16 protein-coding genes are annotated in these 18,379 nt (G+C 64.4%); 6 read left to right on the forward strand and 10 right to left on the reverse strand.

Annotated features, from left to right (window positions below; translation table 11 throughout):
- Positions 1-48 precede the first annotated feature (48 nt).
- Both HRU71_13260 and HRU71_13265 read right to left on the reverse strand, forming a co-directional pair.
- Positions 49-483, reverse strand: coding sequence for a hypothetical protein (locus HRU71_13260; protein QOJ04396.1), 435 nt, complete (start codon positions 481-483; stop codon positions 49-51).
- A 129-nt stretch (positions 484-612) separates the two neighbouring features.
- Positions 613-1,518: a prepilin-type N-terminal cleavage/methylation domain-containing protein gene (locus HRU71_13265; protein ID QOJ04397.1), complete on the reverse strand. Its 906-nt coding sequence runs from the start codon at positions 1,516-1,518 to the stop codon at positions 613-615.
- Positions 1,519-1,632: 114 nt separating this feature from the next.
- Here HRU71_13265 and HRU71_13270 point away from each other — a divergent pair, with 114 nt between their 5' ends.
- The 3 genes from HRU71_13270 to HRU71_13280 all read left to right on the forward strand — a co-directional run bounded on the left by HRU71_13270 (position 1,633) and on the right by HRU71_13280 (position 5,227).
- Positions 1,633-2,943, forward strand: coding sequence for an amidohydrolase family protein (locus HRU71_13270; GenBank protein ID QOJ04398.1), 1,311 nt, complete (start codon positions 1,633-1,635; stop codon positions 2,941-2,943).
- Positions 2,943-4,199 carry an amidohydrolase family protein gene (locus HRU71_13275; GenBank protein ID QOJ04399.1) on the forward strand — a complete coding sequence of 419 codons (1,257 nt, stop codon included), beginning with the start codon at positions 2,943-2,945 and terminating at the stop codon, positions 4,197-4,199. The genes HRU71_13270 and HRU71_13275 overlap by 1 nt, the downstream gene beginning before the upstream one ends.
- A gap of 410 nt (positions 4,200-4,609) precedes the next feature.
- Entirely contained in the window at positions 4,610-5,227 is a 618-nt protein-coding gene (locus HRU71_13280; GenBank protein QOJ04400.1) for a PEP-CTERM sorting domain-containing protein, read from the forward strand.
- 264 nt (positions 5,228-5,491) lie between these two features.
- Here HRU71_13280 and HRU71_13285 read toward each other — a convergent pair whose 3' ends face one another.
- The 3 genes from HRU71_13285 to HRU71_13295 all read right to left on the reverse strand — a co-directional run bounded on the left by HRU71_13285 (position 5,492) and on the right by HRU71_13295 (position 7,832).
- Positions 5,492-6,262, reverse strand: a complete 771-nt coding sequence (locus HRU71_13285) for a CAAX prenyl protease-related protein (protein ID QOJ04401.1) — start codon at positions 6,260-6,262, stop codon at positions 5,492-5,494.
- A gap of 161 nt (positions 6,263-6,423) precedes the next feature.
- Entirely contained in the window at positions 6,424-7,257 is an 834-nt protein-coding gene (locus tag HRU71_13290; protein ID QOJ04402.1) for a sigma-70 family RNA polymerase sigma factor, read from the reverse strand.
- Between the two features lie 299 nt (positions 7,258-7,556).
- On the reverse strand, positions 7,557-7,832 hold the full coding sequence (locus tag HRU71_13295) for a hypothetical protein (protein QOJ04403.1): 276 nt from the start codon (positions 7,830-7,832) through the stop codon (positions 7,557-7,559).
- A 217-nt stretch (positions 7,833-8,049) separates the two neighbouring features.
- Here HRU71_13295 and HRU71_13300 point away from each other — a divergent pair, with 217 nt between their 5' ends.
- Entirely contained in the window at positions 8,050-10,917 is a 2,868-nt protein-coding gene (locus HRU71_13300; GenBank protein ID QOJ04404.1) for a hypothetical protein, read from the forward strand.
- Here the strand turns inward: HRU71_13300 and HRU71_13305 are convergent.
- Positions 10,845-12,137: a carbon-nitrogen hydrolase family protein gene (locus tag HRU71_13305; GenBank protein ID QOJ04405.1), complete on the reverse strand. Its 1,293-nt coding sequence runs from the start codon at positions 12,135-12,137 to the stop codon at positions 10,845-10,847. The two genes, HRU71_13300 and HRU71_13305, sit on opposite strands and share 73 nt — an antisense overlap.
- Positions 12,138-12,344: 207 nt before the next feature.
- Here HRU71_13305 and HRU71_13310 point away from each other — a divergent pair, with 207 nt between their 5' ends.
- Positions 12,345-13,313 carry a DnaJ domain-containing protein gene (locus HRU71_13310; GenBank protein QOJ04406.1) on the forward strand — a complete coding sequence of 323 codons (969 nt, stop codon included), beginning with the start codon at positions 12,345-12,347 and terminating at the stop codon, positions 13,311-13,313.
- Positions 13,313-13,762, forward strand: a complete 450-nt coding sequence (locus HRU71_13315) for a hypothetical protein (protein ID QOJ04407.1) — start codon at positions 13,313-13,315, stop codon at positions 13,760-13,762. Before HRU71_13310 ends, HRU71_13315 begins: the two co-directional genes overlap by 1 nt.
- On the opposite strand, the gene xerD is transcribed toward HRU71_13315, so the two are convergent.
- From xerD to HRU71_13335, 4 genes are all read right to left on the reverse strand, one after another.
- Positions 13,763-14,716, reverse strand: coding sequence for a site-specific tyrosine recombinase XerD (xerD, locus tag HRU71_13320; GenBank protein ID QOJ04408.1), 954 nt, complete (start codon positions 14,714-14,716; stop codon positions 13,763-13,765).
- A 155-nt stretch (positions 14,717-14,871) separates the two neighbouring features.
- Positions 14,872-16,749: a HAMP domain-containing histidine kinase gene (locus HRU71_13325; protein ID QOJ04409.1), complete on the reverse strand. Its 1,878-nt coding sequence runs from the start codon at positions 16,747-16,749 to the stop codon at positions 14,872-14,874.
- On the reverse strand, positions 16,746-17,474 hold the full coding sequence (locus HRU71_13330; GenBank protein QOJ04410.1) for a response regulator transcription factor: 729 nt from the start codon (positions 17,472-17,474) through the stop codon (positions 16,746-16,748). Before HRU71_13330 ends, HRU71_13325 begins: the two co-directional genes overlap by 4 nt.
- Positions 17,475-17,549: 75 nt before the next feature.
- On the reverse strand, positions 17,550-18,323 hold the full coding sequence (locus tag HRU71_13335; GenBank protein ID QOJ04411.1) for an isoprenylcysteine carboxylmethyltransferase family protein: 774 nt from the start codon (positions 18,321-18,323) through the stop codon (positions 17,550-17,552).
- Positions 18,324-18,379 lie beyond the last annotated feature (56 nt).

The raw sequence follows: 18,379 nt of genomic DNA on the forward strand, positions 1-18,379 counted from the left end.
GATGATCGACCGCGCAGAGAATGAACGCGGCATGACCGGAATCGGTCGTCAGATCGCGCGGCGAACCCGCTGGGTGCCTTCTTCGCGGACGCCTTCTTCGACCCCTTGTTCCTCTTCCTGAACGTCTTCGGGGGCCTTGGGTTTGGCGTCCGGATGGCACTTCGGGCATACGCCGGTCGAATTGGGCACTTCGGCACCAAAGTAAGCCGTGCCGCACTCTTCGCAGATATTCGCACGCCAAGCTTCACGCGCTTTGCACTGTGGGCAGAGCAGCGGCGGCAGATTGTTCGGGACTTTCTGCGCGGCCTCGAACTCTTCCTTGCTGTTCAACTCGAACTGGTGGTTGCACGCGGCACACAGCCAGGGAGACTTGGGATCATCCGCCGCCACCTCGATCGGCTCCTGATCCTTGTTGCACATGAATGTAATAATGCCCGCCAGGGCGATCGCCCCGACAATGATTCCAATCTTGACCTTCTGCATCGCGGTTCACTCCCGGCAGTTGTTGTAAAACGATTGCCGCAAAGAGTATAAGGGCCGAACAAAAACCCTGTCCACACAGGTGCGCCGCCTTGTTGCGCTCCCGTGGCGACCGGCCTGTTCGGCGGGCGTTCAGGGCTGCCAAATGGTCCCGCCCAGCCCGAATACCAGCCGCGTATCGTAATAGCCGTAGTCCGCGCGACCATCGGCGAATCCCGCTGCCCAGGCCGAAAATCGACGGTGCCAGCCCTCGCGCTGGGGAGCCGCGCCGTTGGGAAGCGTCGGCTCGGCGCGATAGGCCGCGCTGTAAAACCCCTGCTCCATCCAGAGAATGAATCGCGACGCTTTGCCACCGACAAAGGCGCCCGATTCCGCGAGGCGAAGCGAATATGCCGGCGAATCCTCGATCAAAAAGGTCCCGTTCCCTCCGGCGTAGCCCTGCATGAAACGCGAATTGAGACAATAACTGCTTCCGTTGGCTTCGTGCGAGGCAAGCGGCTCATCGAGCACGTCCACCGGCTCCGCGCCGATGACGGACGTCGAATACGTTCGGTCTCCGGGGCATTGATAAAGCTTGATCACGTCACGGCCGCGGTCGGCCGGCGCGAGCGACGCCGAGGCCGTCGGATCGACGAAGGCGTTGAGGGGGCGAAGCTGGGCAGGATAAAGACTCGCGTCGATGACAAGCCCATCGGGCGAAGGTCGGGTCGAGCGATAGCCGCCAAACACGAGCGGGGTATAAAGCTCCACCTGGCCCGCGTATGCGGCGTGCGGTGGAATCTGGTAGAACGGCAGCACGGCGCGTTTCTCGCTCTCGATGTACATCAACGTGGCCTGTGCGATCCCGCGCAGGTTGGCGAGGCAGCGCACGACCTTGCCCTGCTCCCGCGCGCTGCGAAGCGCCGGCAGCAAGAGCGCCAGCAGCACGGCGATCAGCGAAATCACCACGAGCATTTCGATCAGGGTGAACGCCGACTGACGCGGTATCCAGGCCCGCGGCCCGAAACGTCGCACGGGATGACTCGGCGCGTGGATCATGATCCCGAAAGGCCCCGGCCTGATGGTCCCCCGTGACGATTATATGCTGCCGGGCTTGTGCTATGATTCGCCGCGTGGAGGAGCCGACGAGCGTTTCGGCCGGGAGGTGTTGGAATGAGATTCGTGTTCGTGGGGGTGTGGTGCGTGTTGGGATGGTGTGCGGCGGCGGGCGCGCAAGAAAAGCCGCTGGCGATCACCGGTGCAAGAATCATCCCGATCGATGGGCCGGCGATCCTTTCCGGCACCCTTCTCGTGCAAGGGGGGAAGATCACCGCGATCGGCCCGGCCAATTCGACCGTGATTCCGCCTGACGCCGAGCGAATCGACGCGACCGGCAGGTTCATCATGCCCGGGCTGGTTGACACGCATAGTCACATCGGCGGCGGCTGGGGCGGCGACGGCAGCGCGCCGATCCAGCCGAGCGTGCGCGTGCTGGACTCGGTCAACGTGCGCGACCCCGGTTTCATCCGCGCTCGCGCCGGCGGCATCACCACAATGAACGTGATGCCGGGTTCAGGACACCTGTTGAGCGGCCAGACGATTTACCTCAAGACACGCAAGTCCGGCACCATCGAAGAGATGGCCATTCACGACGAGTCGGGGGCGATTCTCGGCGGCATGAAGATGGCCAACGGGACCAACTCGCAGCGCGAGGCGCCCTTCCCCGGCACGCGTTCAAAATCGGCCGCGCTGGTGCGCGAGAAGTTCATCAAAGCGCAGGACTATCGCCGCAAGCTCGAACAGGGCAAGGACGATCCGGAGAAACGCCCGGATCGCGACCTGGAACTGGAAGGCTTGCTCGAGGTGCTCGACGGCAAGCGCATCGTCCATCACCACACCCATCGGGCCGACGACATCCTGACGGTGCTTCGACTCGCGGAAGAGTTCAAGTTCCGCGTCGTGCTGCACCACGTCAGCGAGGCGTGGAAGGTCCCGAACGAAATCGCGCGGGCGGGCGTGCCGTGCTCGATTATTCTGGTGGACAGCCCCGGCGGGAAAATCGAAGCGATGGACATGCGCATGGAGACCGGCGCCGTGCTGGAGCGAGCCGGCGTGCTGACGGCCTTTCACACCGACGACTGGATCAACGATTCCCGCCATTTTTTTCGTTCGGCGGCCCTGGGGGTCCGCGCCGGGATGTCGCGTGAGAAGGCTCTGTATGCCCTGACGATGGCGGGCGCGAAAATGCTGGACCTGGGCCATCGCGTCGGCTCGCTGACGATCGGCAAGGACGCCGATTTCATCGTGCTGTCGGGCGACCCCTTCAGCGTTTATACAAAAGTATTGGAAACGTACGTCGAGGGCGTGAAGGTGTTTGACCGAAGCGATCCGAAAGACCTGCTCTACGCCGTCGGCGGCTACGGCGCCGGCAAAGAGCAGGAAATGCACCTGTGCTGCTTTGAAGGCCGGGAGGAGCACCGCTGATGACGCGTCGACTGCACAAACCGTATGCGTGGCTTGTTCTCCTGGCCTCCTGGAGCGTTTCGAGCGTCACCCCGCTCCCCGCCGCCGCACAGCTCGCCATCCGGGGGGAGACCGTTTACACGATGGCCGGACCGCCCATCAAGGATGGCGTCGTGCTGACGGAAGGAAACCGCATCACGCGCGTCGGGCCGGCGTCGGCCGTTCAAATCCCGGCGGGGCTGCGCACGATCTCCGCCAAAGTCGTGACGCCCGGCCTGATCGACGCGCACAGCGTCGTCGGTCTGACCGGCTACCTGAACCAGGACCAGGATCAGGATCAGCTTGATGTGAGCGAACCGATTCAGCCCGAGCTGCGCGCCTTGGACTCCTACAACCCGCGCGAGCGGCTGATCGAATGGGTCCGCGGCTTCGGCATCACAACCCTTCACACCGGTCATGCACCCGGTGCGGTGATCTCCGGCCAGACGCTGATCGTCAAGACGGCCGGCAACACGGTGGAAGACGCACTCGTGCGGCCGACCGCGATGCTGGCCTGCACGCTCGGCGAGGACGCGCGCGCGAAGGGCCGCGATGCGGAGAAGAAGGTGCCGGGGACTCGCTCGAAAGCCGTGGCGATCCTGCGCGAGCAGCTTGTGCGCGCCGGTGATTATCGCCGCAAGCTGAAAGTGGAGGACGAGAAGAAGCGGCCCGACCGCGATCTGCGAATGGAGGCAATGGTCCGCGTGCTGGATGGCGAATGGCCGCTGCTGGTGACGGCGCACCGCGCGACGGATATCGTCTCGGCGCTGCGCGTCGCGAGCGAGTTCAAGATCAAAATTGTGCTGGACGGAGCCGCCGAATCCTATCTGGTCATGGATGAGATCAAGAAGGCCGGTGTGCCCGTGATTCTGCATCCGACCATGACGCGCAGCGGGCCGGGCGAGACGGAGAACTTGAGCATGGAGACCGCCGCAAGGTTGATCAAGGCCGGCATCCCCGTCGCGCTGCAAAGCGGATTTGAAAGCTACGTCCCCAAGACCCGTGTCGCGTTATTCGAGGCGGCCATCGCAGCGGCGAACGGCCTCACGTTTGAGCAAGCCCTCGGTACAGTGACCATCGAGGCGGCGAAGATTCTGGGGATCTCCGACCGGGTCGGTTCCCTGGAGTTGGGGAAGGAAGCCGACCTCGCCCTGTATGACGGGGATCCGTTTGAATACACGACTCATTGCATCGGCGTCATCGTGAATGGGGTCGAAGTAGCGATGGAGCCGCGGTAGCAGCTGGGATGGCAGGAGCAGGGAAATCTCGTCGATCCGGTCTTAACCCTATATTGTTCAGTGTTTTATGGTTGATTCGTGTTAGAATGCCGGACTGCTGGCCTGTGCGTGATTTTTCGCAACTTATTGAGGCATCATGGTTTATGGAGGTTAGGAATATCTCGAAAAAATCTTAACAACCCCCCAAAAAGCTTGAATTGTTTGTCCGGTTCTGATACCGTGTGTAATAGTACAGAAGATTCGGTCAGCGGACGACGTGTCTCTTGATAGACCAGTGTCTTGATGGCCGGTTGTCTGGCGAATTGTCGCGGCTATCCACGATGGAGTGGGTGCAGCGGAGGAATTGGGAAGTGGTTTTTTTAAGAAGGAGGAGAACAGTGAAACGAGTGCTAGTTGCTGCGTTGGCCATTATGGCCACGGCCAGCGTCGCCTCTGCTCAATTGCTGACGCAGATGGGACCGATGCAGGCGAACAAGGCTGATGCTCCTGCCGGCCAGGATTACAGCCAGTTGGACAACCCGGAGGCCGGCTTGATCTGCAACTTCAACGTCGCGGGCATCCAGAGCTGGGATGCCTATCAGGATCCGGACAACACGATCGTCATTCTGGACGTTGCCGCGTGCGTCGGTCTTGCGTCGGGTACCCCCATTGCCATGAACGGCATTGGCTGGGACGTCACGCTGACGGCTCTCGGCGGCAGCTGGCAGAGCGAACTGCGCGTCTATTTTGATGACAACATCAATCCGGACGGCTCGGGTCTCTTCCTGCGACCCGGTGCGGGCACAAACACGCCCGGCACCGGCACGTTCTCGAACCCGGTCATCAAGCTGCCGGACGTCCAGATTCCGATCATTCCGTTGCCCAACGGAATGCTCCGCCTGGACTTCCACGAGAGCTTCGACGACGTGAACAACCAGGTTGACGGCACGTGGGACAGCGGCTTCCTGCGGATCCAGGTCACGCCGGAACCCTCGACGCTCGCTCTGCTCGGTCTGGGCGCTCTCGGCCTCATTCGCCGCCGACGCTAAGACCTCTACCCGTCGTCGGCCGATCGTCGGCAGGCGACATCAAAGTGTAAACTAGGACCTCCAACAGCCGCCGGTCGCCCTTCGACCGGCGGCTGTCTTTTTACCTCTTCGATTCTGCCTGCTTGGGCAAGGTGTAGCGGCGGGCGTCCTTCGCCCAGCCGCTGCGCGCGAAGCGACGTATCAGATCGCTGTTACGACGAATGGAGTGTCCTCGAGAGTGCGTTCTTGATTTCGCCGAGCGTCGAAGTCCCGGACTCCACGAATTCACCAGAACCGCCAATCGCCCGACTGCACCACATAGACATACAACACAAGATTCGTGATCGCGTGCGTGAGAATCAGGCACATCAGGCTGCGCCGCCAGATGAACACGGCGTTGAAGAGCATCCAGCAGGCGACGCTCACGCCCCAGTTGTTCGGATGTTGCAGGATCGACAGCACCGAGCTGCCGAGGAACGAGAACCAGGTGAACGTCCCCAGCGGCACCTCGTCAAACCGCTCCCACTTCACGAACGCGCGCAGGATGAACCCGCGCCAGAATAGCTCCTCCACGATCGGCACCGCCGTGCAGGCGCGCGTGATCTTCAACACGACGTGCGCCCAGAACGCCGCCCCGTCGCCGTAATCGGCGTGCGGGTTGGCCGGCTCGCCGCCCGAGGGAAACAGAAAGGTCATCTTGTTGAACAGCGGGAACTGACCGCCGAGATTCATTCCCCCGACCGTGACGCCGTCGAGCCAGTGCTGCCCCGCCACCCAAAGCCACGCGGCGCCGACCCCCACGACCAGCGACGTCAGCATGTGCGGTCGCCCCAGCGACGGGAGATGCCGGCGAAACAACCACGCGACGTACAGGGCCGCGAGTGTGTGCAGAACGATGGCAACATGCCCGAGCTGTTTCGGGAACAGGTCGGTGAGCATGAAGAAGAACAGGTAGGCGAGGTACGGCACCATCCACGGAGCGCGCGGCTCGACGCGGACCAGGCGATCCACCCAGTGACGTTGCTCCGACCCGTTCGCGTTGGCGGTTGAACTCATGCAGGCGAATCAGTATCGGCCGGATTCGAGCATTGGGCAAATCGGGTGGCGGGGGTCAATCGTATCGGTGCTGTCGATCTGCGGGCGCAAGAAAAACGCCCGGCGGAAGATCATTCCGACGGGCGAGTCAGTGTGCAACAAGAGATTGTCGAAGCCCGGCCTTATTGCAGGACCATGTCTTCGGCGATGGCCTTGCGGAGCTTGGCGATGGCGCCGAGCTGAATCTGTCGGACGCGCTCCTTGCTGACGCGCATTTGCCGACCGATGTCTTCGAGCGTCTGGCGCTGCCGGCCCTGCTCCATGGGGAAGCGCCGTGCGAGCACGGTCTTCTCGATGTCGGTCAGCTCGGCGTTGTCCAGGCGCAGAATGCGTTGGAGCCGCTCGCTGAAGAGCGCACGCTGATCGGCCTTGCGGGCTTCGGGCAGATCACTCTCTTCAAAGTCGGGGTCCCACGGACCGGCGACCTTGCTGCGACGCTTGGTATCCTGCAGCGCGGCCCGCGAGAAAGCTCGCAGAATCGCGTTGCAGGCGTAGGTGCTGAAGCGGAAACCGCGCCACGGGTCGAACGTATCGACCGCGCGGAGCAATGCCATCATCCCTTCGCTGGTCAGTTCCTCGCGATCGAGATTTTCAAATCGCGTGCGACCGATCAAATCGTACACGAGGCCGAGGTTCCCCTCGGTCAGGCGCGATCGGATTTGATGGTAGCGATGCAGCCAGAGCGCGTAGCGCTTGCGCAGCGACGGCTTCGGATCTCGGTGTGCAGCGCGATAGATCTTGCTCAATGCGTAGCCGCAGTAGTGCAGCTGCTTAAAGAGCAGGGTCTCCTCCTCGGGCGTGACGCGACCGCTGCCCTCGGCCGGTCCAGGCCAGTTGGCGAAGAGCCGCTGCTCAACCTGTCGGCCGCGCAACTCCTCGTTGGCCACATAGGGCGGGGGAATCATCCAGCCTGCCAACGCTCGGCGATCCGAAGGCTTCGTTGTGACTCTCATCATGGCCATTTCGCTACCCAACTTTCAGCCGGATCCTTTAGTCCGGGCACGTCAATCCACAAAGGTGTATACCAACGAGAACGAAAAAATGTTCTCGGCTGTACGGGATTTCTGCCATGATTTTACCCTATTACCTGATAAAAATCAATCAAATCGTTCATGAAAATACAACCAAATTTCTACGACTCATGATTGTAATATAATATACTGCTAATAAACAGCTTACATATTAGAATTGAGCGGCTTTTTATTGGTCTAGTGAAATCGTTAAAAACATTCAGTTCAAATTTAGTGCTATTTTGTTACCCGCCGGACGAGGATGTTCGCGGTTGGATTATGCCGCCGATTCCCTCCCAGAACGCCGCCCATGCAACCCGGAGACCCTCGTCGGGGTTTTGTGGGTTGACCGCCGACTGCGTTGCGCCTTCGACAAAGCCCGGTCCGGCCCCCTCCCGAAACCGTTTGAACAGCTCGGAATCCCATTCGCAGCCGCCGAGCAGGGCCATGCTCATCGTGATTAACGCGACGTTCAGGGACCGGTTGCGCACTGAACCGAAGAAGCGAATCGGGCGGCTCATTTAGTCGGACTCCGTTGCGGTTTGCAGGACTGGCACCAGATTGTTTATCGGTGATAAACCCAGGCCGAGGCCAGCGCAACACGATGGGGGTTCGATAATTGCGCATTCTGGACCGGACGATCCCCTCTGGTTCGAGTCTGAAGGCTTGTGGAGCGCTCCCCGATATGAGATGCGGATCGGCGGGAAAGGATGAGTCGTTCGATCAACTGGGGGTCGCTTGCGCAGAGACAAGTTTCTCATTCTGGCGGGCTTGGTCGCGGCGTGGGCAGAGAGCGGCCCCGCGCGCGCATACGACGGGAGCGGACCGCATGAGCGAGTTCCGGATGCGACGGTCTCGCATCGTGCGTCCCAGCGGATTATAAAGACATTTGACTTTGATGAGGCGAAGCTTGGCAACTACGAGGCCATGCCCATCGGCTGGCGCCGCGTGGAAAGACCCGGCTATCCCCGGTTCGCGGCCATGCAGATTGATCCGAATGCGGGTCCGACGGGGCCGGCGTTTCGATTAAATCTGGCCGGCGGAGCGACCGCGGCGGAGTACCTCACGCGGGCCATCGACGTGCATCCGAGCTGCGACTACGAAATCAGCGCGTCGATTCGGACTGACCGGCTCTCATTTGCCGGTGCAACGCTCGAGGCCTTCTACCTTGATCACGCCCTGCGGGAGATTCCCGGGAGCCGGCGATCCGGTCGGGCGGTGCGTGGTTCCGAGGGGTCGGATTCGACGTGGTCGCGTGTGACGGTTCGGCTTTCCGGCGGGGTTGATGGAGCGCGGTGGATGGGGCTGGCGTGCGCCGTTCGTTCGGACGCGGCGCCGGCCGATGCGGACCAGCGGCTTTGTCCCGTGATTCGACAGGGGGTGCAGGGGGGCGCGTGGTTCGATGACATAATTGTGACACGCGTGCCACGGGTCACGCTCGAACCGGCGACCCCGTCGAGCGTGTTTGTCGGGCGTACGGCGCGCCTGCGCGTGGGCGTCGCCGAAATCGACGCGGCGGACCTCGCCGCGACGTTGACGATCACCGATGCGTTCGGTCGCGCGACCCTTGACCGGCGGATTCCCGTCGTCTCACCTGCCTCGCCCATCGAAGAAACGGAGCTGCCCGTGCCCTGCCCCGGGCGCTACACGGCGCGCGTGGAGGTGACGAGCGAGGGGAAGATGCTGGCTTCGAAGTCGTTGCCGTTCGTATGCGTCGGGGGCGACGCGTCTTGTGCGTCTTGTCAGACCGGGTTGAGCACGCCGAGTCCTGCGGCGAATGCAAAGGACGCGATCGTGCGTGAGAGCTCCGCGGACACCGCGCGGGGCATCGGCCTGATCCTGGAACCGCCGTCGCCGGAGCGCCTGGCGGAGGTTCTGTCGCTGATGGACGTGCTGAAACCGGCCGCCGTGAAATTGCCCCTGTGGCGAGCGGACCTTTCGGACGGCGCGGTGGTCACGGGCGATGCCGTAACAGCGGCACTCGTTGAGGGCCTGCATCGGCGCGGTATCCTTGTCATCGGTGTCCTTCGAGAGGTTCCTTCGGGCCTGGCTGCGCAATATGACTCGCCACGGGTGGGGCTGCTGGATGTGTTGCGCGGACCGGCGGCGATCTGGCGGCCCTACCTGGCGCTGACGGTGACGCGATTCGGATCGCACGTCGGGCTATGGCAAATCGGCGGTGACGAGGATGCGGCGACGCTTGAACCGGCCGCGATCGAATCGGCCGCAACGGCCGTTCAACATGAATTGGATTCTCTGATTGGCGCCGGGCGATTGGTCGCGCCGCGGATGCTGGGCGATGCGCGGGCGCCGGTTGGAATAAACAAGGTGCTTAGCAGTTATCAGGCTCGGCCGCTGGTGTCGGCTCGGAACCAGTTGGCGCTGAACGCGGCGAAGGCGGACTGGCTGACCGTCTGCCCGATGGAGCTTATTCCAGGCGGGGCCGAGGCCGGTCTGGCGGAGTTCGCCCAGCGCGTATTGCTCGGTCGCTGTCAGAGCGCGCGAATCGTATTTGTGAAACAACCGTGGCACTCACGCGATGCGGAAGAGGGAGGCCGACTGGAGCCGACGGAGGAGTTTCCCATCCTGGCGGCGCTGGGCGGCATCCTGCGCGGGCGCGATGCGGTGGAGCCGCTGTCCCCCGGCGAAGGCGTTCGCGGCTTTGTGTTGCGCGGAGCATCGGACGGATCGTGCAGCGTGGTGCTTTGGCGGGACGGGCCGAGCGGATCGGGCGAGGCGCTGACATGGGACATCGGCGATGAATGCCAATACTTCGATGTGACAGGAAGGCCGCTGCCGCTGGGCCGCGCGACGGGCGGGCGGACGCTGGCGGTCGGGTTGCTTCCCAGCATCTTGACAGGTGTATCAGAAAGCCGAATGCGTGCGCTGGCACGTTTCCAGGTGGAACCTGCGGTCATCAGTCCAGGTCCACATCCGCAATCGGTGCGGCTGAAGTTCATCAATCCGCACACGACGCCGCTATACGGTCTGATCCGCCTGACCGCGCCGGAAGGCTGGGGGGTCTCGCCGGCCGTTGTGCGTGTCAGTCTCGGCGCCGCCGGAGCGCAGGAGACGCCATTAACCGTTCGCGTGCCAAGCAATCAATCGTCGGGACGGGTGGAGGTACTCGGTCGATTGGAGGCGGCGGGCGACGAACTGGATGGGATGGTCTTGCGAGCCGCGGTGGACGTGGGGAGCGCGGCGCTGGATGTCAACGTGCTGACCCGTGCGGAGGGGACGGCGCTGCGCGTGTACCATCGCGTGACGAATCGATCCGAGTCGGTGCTGAATCTTCGCTGCGTGCTGCTCGCGCCGGGTCGCGCGGAGGAACAGCAGATGATCCGGGCGTTGGGACCGGGGCAGTCGGCGGTGCGCGCGTTCGTGCTGCCCGATGCTGCGGCCTTGCAGGATCGCGCGGCGCGCGTGACGGTGGAGCAGCTCGACGGGCCGATTCGAGACAATCGTCTTATCGTGGTGAACCCGTCCGGGGAGGGCATCGCGCCCAGGCCGCCCGCGCCGTCGCTGGTGCGATCTCACGCGGGGCGCGCCGGCGAACCGGATGTGCAAGCGATGGTTTCCGGCTCCGGCGGTCTGCCGAGCCGATAGCACGCCACGCGGCGCTGTATCCAGAGATTCGTTGACGGTGTGTAGAGCTTGACCTCGGCGTCGGCGAGATTGAGTTGCACCGGCGCGTCGGCAGTTTTCGAGTTCTCCGATGCCTCGCGCCAGGCAATGCCGCCGTCGGGCGAAACCATCAGTCGAATCCGCTCGTCGGCAGCGACGACGAAGACGCGGTTCTCCGCCGCGCGGGCACGAAGCAGCGCTTCATCAACCGGCGGACCGTCAAACCACAGAATCGACGCGCCCTGCATGGCCTCGCACCGAGCACGCACAAATGATTCGGCATCGGCGCTTTCCAGGATCGCCATGCGGCCGCCGGCGTTCACGAGTTTGGTCATCACGGCGTCGATCGCCCCGGCGGGGTTCACTTCTACCTGCGTTCCATGGCGATCGATCGGGACCGCCGCCGGTGGCGCGAATAATCGACTCATGTCGCTTTCCGACGGGTGCGGGGGGCGCGGTCGGCCTGGCGACACGTCGGCGACAATCAGTGGATCGCCTTCCGCCGGCGCGGTCGCGAGGGTCTCGCCCCTGGCATCCACGACGCGACTTTGCCCGACGTACTCCAGCTTGTCCGCCTCGGCGCCGCTCTTGCTGCAACAGACGATCGGCACGCCGAACTCCATCGCGCGGGCGCGGACAAGAAACTCGGGATGAACGTTGCGATAGATTCCGCGCGGGCCGGCGTTGACCCAGGCCGTCGGCAGCAGCAGGATGCGCGCGCCGTCGGACACGAGCGTGGCCGCCACTTCCGGCGCGCGGCAATCGGCGCAAATCAGCACGCCCATTCGACCGAACTCGGAGTCGAAGGCCGCGATCTGCCAGCCCGGCTCAAACCAGCGGTTGTCGCAATCCCAGAGAAAACTCTTGCGGGCGATGTGGATCAGCTCGCCGCGCCGATCGAACACGGCGGCACTGTTGTGCAGTTTGCCCTCGCGTTCTTCGACAAAGCCTGCGACCAGCCACATCGCGTGACGCCGGGCGATTTGCCCGAAGCGCGTCAGGACGGCGGCAGATCGTTCGATGTCCTCGCGCAGGTACCGCTCGACCGATTCAAGCCAATAGGCGGGGTACGTCGTCTCGGGCAACACGAGCAAGTCCGCGCCGGCCTGATGGGCCTGTTCGGCGTGGCGCTCGACGATCGGCCAGACCGACGCCGCATCATTGATCGTGACGGCGCGCATCTGCCCGCATGCGACTTTCATGGTGTGGTCCTTCACGTGGGTCGGGGCGATTCGGCGATCGCGCCGCGTCCCCGCCACAGGAGGAAATGGTAGTCGTGTCGGGCGATGGATGCACGCCGGCGGCGCGGCGAGAACGTGTGGTTTGCGAGTCCGGTCGCCCGGCATCTATAATCGCGGCGAAGGCGGACGGTTGATAGCCGGTCCGGACTTTCGAGCCTGCATCCATCCATGTCCAAACGAGATTACTACGAGGTCCTGGGCCTTTCGCGCGGGGCGAACGAGGCGGAGATCAAGCGGGCCTATCGCAGGCTGGCCAAGCAGTACCATCCTGATCAGAACAAGCAGAGCAAGGACGCCGAAGCGCGCTTCAAGGAGGTGCAGGAGGCGTACGACGTGCTGTCCGATGCGACCAAGCGCGCGCGGTACGACCAGTTCGGCCATGGTGGCGTTGATCCGCGTGCGGGAGGAGGGAGCGTGTGGAGTACGACGGATGGGGAGCCGGTGGATTTGTCGGATTTCGCGGACATTTTTAATTTCGCTGGCCGGTCGGTCGGTGGGCGCGGGAGCGGGATCGGTTCGATCTTCGAGCAGATGTTCAGCGGGCACGATGGCGGATCGCCTTTCGAAGAGGCGGGGCCCATGGGCGGTCGCGACATCGAGCACACGGTGACCTTGAGCTTTGACCAGGCGCTGCGTGGCACAACGTTGCAACTGGAGTTGAGCGGCGGTCGGCGAAGCGAGACGATTGAGGTACGGATCCCGGCGGGCGTTCGGTCAGGTCAGCGGATTCGGGTGCGCGGGAAGGGTCAGCCTGGCTTGGGCCGTCGCGCGGCGGGGGATTTGTTCGTGCGGTGCGAGGTGTCGCCGCACCCGTATTATCGTCGTGAGGGGGACGACGTCTATCTGGAAGTTCCGGTGTCCATCGTCGAGGCGGCGCTGGGGGCGAAGGTGGATCTGCCGACGCCCGATGGTCCGCGGACGGTGACGATTCCGCCTGGGACCAGCAGCGGGGCGAAGCTGCGGCTCGCGGGGCTGGGGATGCCGAATCCAAAGGGCGCGGGGCGGGGTGATTTTTATGCAGTTGTCAAGATTGTCGCGCCGGCGTCGCTGACGCCGCTTCAGCGTGAATCGTTGCAGGCGCTGGCGGAGAGCGGGCTGGGCAATCCGCGTTCGGGCCTGTGGGCGGGAATGCTTTGATGACCTCGACCACCGGGAGCCGGTCGATCAGGTGGGGGCGCGGCGCGCGGCACGCGGCGATCTGGATTGGCTGGCTGGCGATGGGGGCGGTCGCGTTCGCCGACCAGCCGGGTGCGGCGGATTCGACGCGATCGCCGGGTGGAGCCGGTGGGGCCACGACCGCGGCAGCGACCCGGAACGAGCCATCCGCGGCGACGCAAACGTCGGACGCGGAGGCGCTTCGGCGCGATCCGCGCGTTTGGCGGCTGAATCAGATCGTTCTCTGGAGCGTCGTGCTGCTGCTGGTTTTCTGCGTGGGGGCGGCGGCGGTGGTGCATTTCTCGCGACGGTATCGAACCTATCTGCTGCGCGAACGCTCCCAGCCGACGCCGGACGACGACGTATGGGCGATGCATCGGCTTCCGCCGGAGCGGCCGAGCGGCGAGGGCGAAGCGGGCGGCGGGGATTGATTACTGCCGCGGGTGAAACTTCTGGTGGATGGATTTCAGGCGGTTTTTATCGACGTGGGTATAGATTTGAGTCGTCGCCACGTCGGCATGGCCCAGCAGCTCCTGCACGACGCGCAGATCGGCGCCGCCCTCGAGCATGTGCGTGGCGAAGCAGTGTCGCAGGGTGTGCGGGCCGACCGGCGCGGGCAGGCCGGCCGCCAGCGAGCAGCGATTCACGAGCCGCCAGATGTTCGTGCGATCCATCGGTTTGCCGGTGCGCGTGACGAAGAGCGCGCCGTCGGCATCGGTGGATTCGGTGAGGACGCTCCGCAGACCGCGCAGGTATTGGCGGACCGATTCGATGGCGTGCCCGCCGAGCGGCACGATGCGCTCGCGCCCGCCCTTGCCGAAGACGCGGACGTACCCGACGCCAAGATTCAAGTCACGGATTTTCAGGCCGGCGAGTTCCGACACCCGCATGCCCGTGGCGTACAGCACTTCGAGGATGGCGCGATCGCGCGCGAAGAACGGCTCGCCCGGCTGCGGTGCGGCCAGCAGCGCCTCGACCTGCGATCGGTGCAGCGTGTCGGGCAGCGTCTGCCATTTGCGAGGCGTCTCCAGCAGCGCGCTGAGGTCTTCTCGCAGCGTCCCGGTCATGTGCAGGTAGCGGAGGAACATTTTGACCGAGACCAGGTGCCGCGCGATGCTGGAGAGCGCCAGTTTTCGCTCGCCAAGTCGCACGAGAAACGCGCGAACCGCTTGCAGGCGCAGGTCTTCGGGCCGCGCCACGCACTGCACGTCCAACTCGGCGATGAACGCGCGCAGATCGCGCTGGTACGCCTCGATCGTGTTGGCGGCGAGGCCGCACTCCGTGACGAGATAATTGATGAAACGGGTGAGATGGCCGGTCCAGGCGGATGGTGAGACGGGGGTCTTGGGAGCGATGGGATAACCGACGGCCAGGGCTTCGCTCACGGGCACTCCTTCGTGAATCGGCGCATTGTTTTTGGACCGAGTGTGTATCGGTCCGGGACGGGGGCGCAGTTGAACGGGCGAGTTCTGCGCGGGGCTCGGCAAAATGAGCCGATCGCGGGCGGATGGAATCGCGCGCCATGAATCGAAGCGCGGCTTCAGCGATGGATAGGAATTCGCAGCGCGAAACACGACAGCGCGGCGCCGTTTCGGCTGCTGCGTTGAAGCGTCAGGCTGCCGCCGAGCGTTTGGGCCCAGTGGCGCGAAAGGGCCAGCCCCAGACCGATGCCGCCCGTGGTGCCGGCGGCCGCGTCGCTGCGGCGAAACGGACGGAAGATCAGTTTTCGATCCCGTGGTCGCACGCCTTCGCCGGCGTCCTCGACCTCGAATCGCACGGTCCGATCGCTGTCGGCGGATGCGGTGATCCAGACGCGGCGGTCGGCGGCGCCGGCGCTGTACTTGCAGGCGTTCTCGATGAGATTGAGCAGGATTTGCAGGACGAATTCGGCGTCGGTCCGAAGCCGCACGTCCGGTGGGCAGCGGTTCTCCAGCACCAGCGACTTGTTGTGTTTCGCCGCGATGGGTTTCCCGCAGGTGGCGGCCAGCTCGAGCACCTGGGAAGGTGACATATCGCTGACATTCAGCGCGGCTTGGCGGTCCTGGACGCGGGCGTAGGCCAGCACGTTCTCCACCAGGCGCGCCAGCCGGCGGGACTCCTGCTGGAGCGCATCGGCGTATTGCCGGCGAAGATCGGCGTTCTCCTCGGGCATGTCGCGCAGCAGGTCGCTGTAAAGCTGGAAGGACGTGAGCGGCGTTCGCAGCTCGTGCGTGACGGCGGCGACAAACTGCATGCGCCGCTCGGTCAATGAGACGAACTTGAGCGTGCCGTAGGTGATGCCCACCAGTGCCGCGAACGTTGTCAGCCAGGCAATGGTCAGGCCGGTGCGCAAGCCGCTGGACAAGACAACAGGCGGCGCGGGGCGCGGCGGAATCTCCAGCCATGCGGGAATGTTCTGCATCATGGTGCCGAGGATGGCCGGCGTCAGCGTTGCGCCCGGGCGAAGCGGAACAAGCCGCGCGCCGGGCAGCCGTTCGGCGATCATGTTTTCCAGGTGCGTATGCATGCGCTCCCAGTCGAGCAACACGCCCTGAAGCGTGCAGAACTGACTGGTCTGCACGCTCATCGAGCGGACCAGGGCGAGTTGCAGTCTCCCGTCGCGCGTGATGTCCAGCCAGACGGGAATCATCGGGGTGCGCAGGAGCGGAACGCAATCATCGGCCGGGTCGACGCCGCGCAGGCTTTCACCGGCCTGGAGATTGTCCAGGGCGACGGTCTCCGGTTCGCAGGTTTCGCCCATCTGGCGGGTCATCTCGAGCAATCGCTCGCCGCGGCGGACAAATTGACTAGAATCGCGTTGCAGACCGCGCCCGTCGTCGGCGGGCGGTGCCTGCGTCATGTCGCCGTAGCGATTGATGGCGGCGTAGAACGACAGCGATTCTTCCAGCAGGTGTTGCAGCGCCGAGGGGGAGTAGTTCTCCTTGAGCGAGGCGAGCCAGTTTTCCGCGGTGGACAGGCGCTCGCGATCCGCGGCGGGAAAGACGCCGGCAGCGGGGGCGGCGGCGTCGCCGGCTTCGAGCTGGGGCGAGCTCCAGCCCTGCAACTCGGACGCCTGAAAGTGCAGCAGCAGCCAGCTTGGCGCTTCGGGCAGGGTGCGGAGCGGCGAGGCGAGCTTGACCGGCTGGCGCAGTTCGGTGAGATCGCCCGCGTGCAGGGGGTGCGCGAGGTTGTAATAGGGGCGAAAGTGCTCGTAGGGCCGGGAGTTCTCGCGCTCCAGCACGACGGCGACGCTGCGCTCGAGGCGGGCAAGTGCCAGTTTTATGGCAGCCTCGTCCTCGCGGGCCTGTTCGGCGCGGGCCTCGAAACGCTCCAGTTGAATCGCCGCGTCCGTCGCCCAGCCCAGTCCGCCGCAGACCAGCAGCCAGATCACGGCAATCGCCGTCCAGGCCTTTTTGCCGGTCGCGCGGGCCAGACTCACGATCGTCCCTCCGCCGCCACGGCGCGCACGCCGTCGCCCAGCATGTAGCCCTTGCCGCGCACCGTGACGATGTACTCGCGGCCCTGCGCGCCGCTGATCTCATCGAGCTTGGCGCGCAGGCGGGCGATGTGCATATCGATGGTGCGCGTCTCGACGCCGCCGCCCGGCAACCCCCAGACGCGCGTCAGCAGTTCCTCACGCGAGATCGCCCGCCCAGGATTGGCCGCCAAGTGCGACAGTATCGCGTTTTCCATTTCCGAGAGCGAGACACACGTCGAACCGTTCTTCAGCTCACGCCGCTCCAGGTCCGCCTCGCCTGCGCCGATCGCCAGGCGCGAAACAAGCTGCGGCCTCTCCGGGCTGCGGCGCAGCACCGCCTCCACCCGGGCCACCAGCTCCCGCGCCGAGAACGGTTTGACCACGTAGTCGTCCGCGCCAAGTTTCAACCCGTTTACGCGGTCGTTCTCGCCGCCGCGCGCCGTGAGGATAATCACCGGCAGCGTCGGGTGAGTCTTGCGAAGCTCCTTCAAGACGACCATGCCGTCCATCTTGGGAAGCATCAGGTCCAGCAGCACGAGGTCCACGCCGTCGCGCCGCGCCAGCATCAGGCCCGCTTCGCCGTCGGCGGCTTCGATCGGCTCATAGCCGCCGGCCCGCAGCGCCGCCACCACGCCCGCACGGATGGCGGGTTCATCTTCCACGACCACGATCGTTGCAAGGCTCATGCGAATCGTTCCTTCCGCGGCGACGCAGGGATTTTAACCGCGGTGACCCCGGCGGGCAGCCACGGGCGGCGCGCGCTACACAAACCAGAACGTCCGGGCTTTCCAGCGGGCGTAGCGCTCGCCGAAGTGTTGCTCCAGCACCGCGTCCTCGATGCGCGATCGCCAGAGCTGCATCGCGACAAAACAAAAGAAAAACGCCGCCCAAACCCAGTGCCGCTGCGCATAGAACAACCACACGCCCGATTGCGCGAGCATCTGACCCAGATAGATGGGGTGACGGACGATTCGATAAGGGCCGGTCACTTTCAGCTCGCGCGCCTCGGCCACGATGCTGCACGAGCGCAAAAGCGTGCCGTAGCCCCAGACGTCCAGCGCGTTGCCGAGGATGATCAGCCCCGAGCCGACCAGGAATCGAGTGGCCGACCACGTCGCCGGATCCATCATGAATTGCTTGTAGCTCGGCAGCCATGCTGCGCCGGTCCATTTGCCGGCGGCCTCCACCACGAATGGCAGGAATGGCCAGAACGCGGCGGCGAATGGGAGGATGATCTGAATCGGGCGGTCGGCGCGTTGCCGCGGCGGCACGCGCAGGCAGAACGCCAGCGCGATGAGCAGAAAGGTCATGTCGATCAGGATGCGGCCCCAGGGCAGATGCAAAGACCGGCCGCCGGCGAAATGGAAATAGGCGCCGACCCGCCAGAAGTCGCTGAAGTAGTCGGGAACCTGAAGGGTCAGATAGCCGAGAAAGGTCGCCGCGCCGATCGCGCGAAAGAGCCAATCCGGTGCGGCCAGCCACGCGCGGATCAGGAGGGGTGTATGCGGCGCGGCGTTTTCCATGTTCGTCGTCATCGCGCGGATTATACAAGTAGATGCCGCGTCGCGGCGTCGGTCGTGGTTGATCGGCT

It is taken from the genome of Planctomycetia bacterium (assembly GCA_015200345.1).
Taxonomy (GTDB): domain Bacteria; phylum Planctomycetota; class Phycisphaerae; order UBA1845; family UTPLA1; genus PLA3.

Coding starts and splice junctions, on each gene's coding strand:
- HRU71_13260 (QOJ04396.1), bottom strand. CDS start 483: ATGCAGAAGGTCAAGATTGGAATCATTGTCGGGGCGATCGCCCTGGCG.
- HRU71_13265 (QOJ04397.1), bottom strand. CDS start 1,518: ATGATCCACGCGCCGAGTCATCCCGTGCGACGTTTCGGGCCGCGGGCC.
- HRU71_13270 (QOJ04398.1), top strand. CDS start 1,633: ATGAGATTCGTGTTCGTGGGGGTGTGGTGCGTGTTGGGATGGTGTGCG.
- HRU71_13275 (QOJ04399.1), top strand. CDS start 2,943: ATGACGCGTCGACTGCACAAACCGTATGCGTGGCTTGTTCTCCTGGCC.
- HRU71_13280 (QOJ04400.1), top strand. CDS start 4,610: ATGGCCACGGCCAGCGTCGCCTCTGCTCAATTGCTGACGCAGATGGGA.
- HRU71_13285 (QOJ04401.1), bottom strand. CDS start 6,262: ATGAGTTCAACCGCCAACGCGAACGGGTCGGAGCAACGTCACTGGGTG.
- HRU71_13290 (QOJ04402.1), bottom strand. CDS start 7,257: ATGATGAGAGTCACAACGAAGCCTTCGGATCGCCGAGCGTTGGCAGGC.
- HRU71_13295 (QOJ04403.1), bottom strand. CDS start 7,832: ATGAGCCGCCCGATTCGCTTCTTCGGTTCAGTGCGCAACCGGTCCCTG.
- HRU71_13305 (QOJ04405.1), bottom strand. CDS start 12,137: ATGAAAGTCGCATGCGGGCAGATGCGCGCCGTCACGATCAATGATGCG.
- HRU71_13310 (QOJ04406.1), top strand. CDS start 12,345: ATGTCCAAACGAGATTACTACGAGGTCCTGGGCCTTTCGCGCGGGGCG.
- HRU71_13315 (QOJ04407.1), top strand. CDS start 13,313: ATGACCTCGACCACCGGGAGCCGGTCGATCAGGTGGGGGCGCGGCGCG.
- HRU71_13330 (QOJ04410.1), bottom strand. CDS start 17,474: ATGAGCCTTGCAACGATCGTGGTCGTGGAAGATGAACCCGCCATCCGT.
- HRU71_13335 (QOJ04411.1), bottom strand. CDS start 18,323: ATGACGACGAACATGGAAAACGCCGCGCCGCATACACCCCTCCTGATC.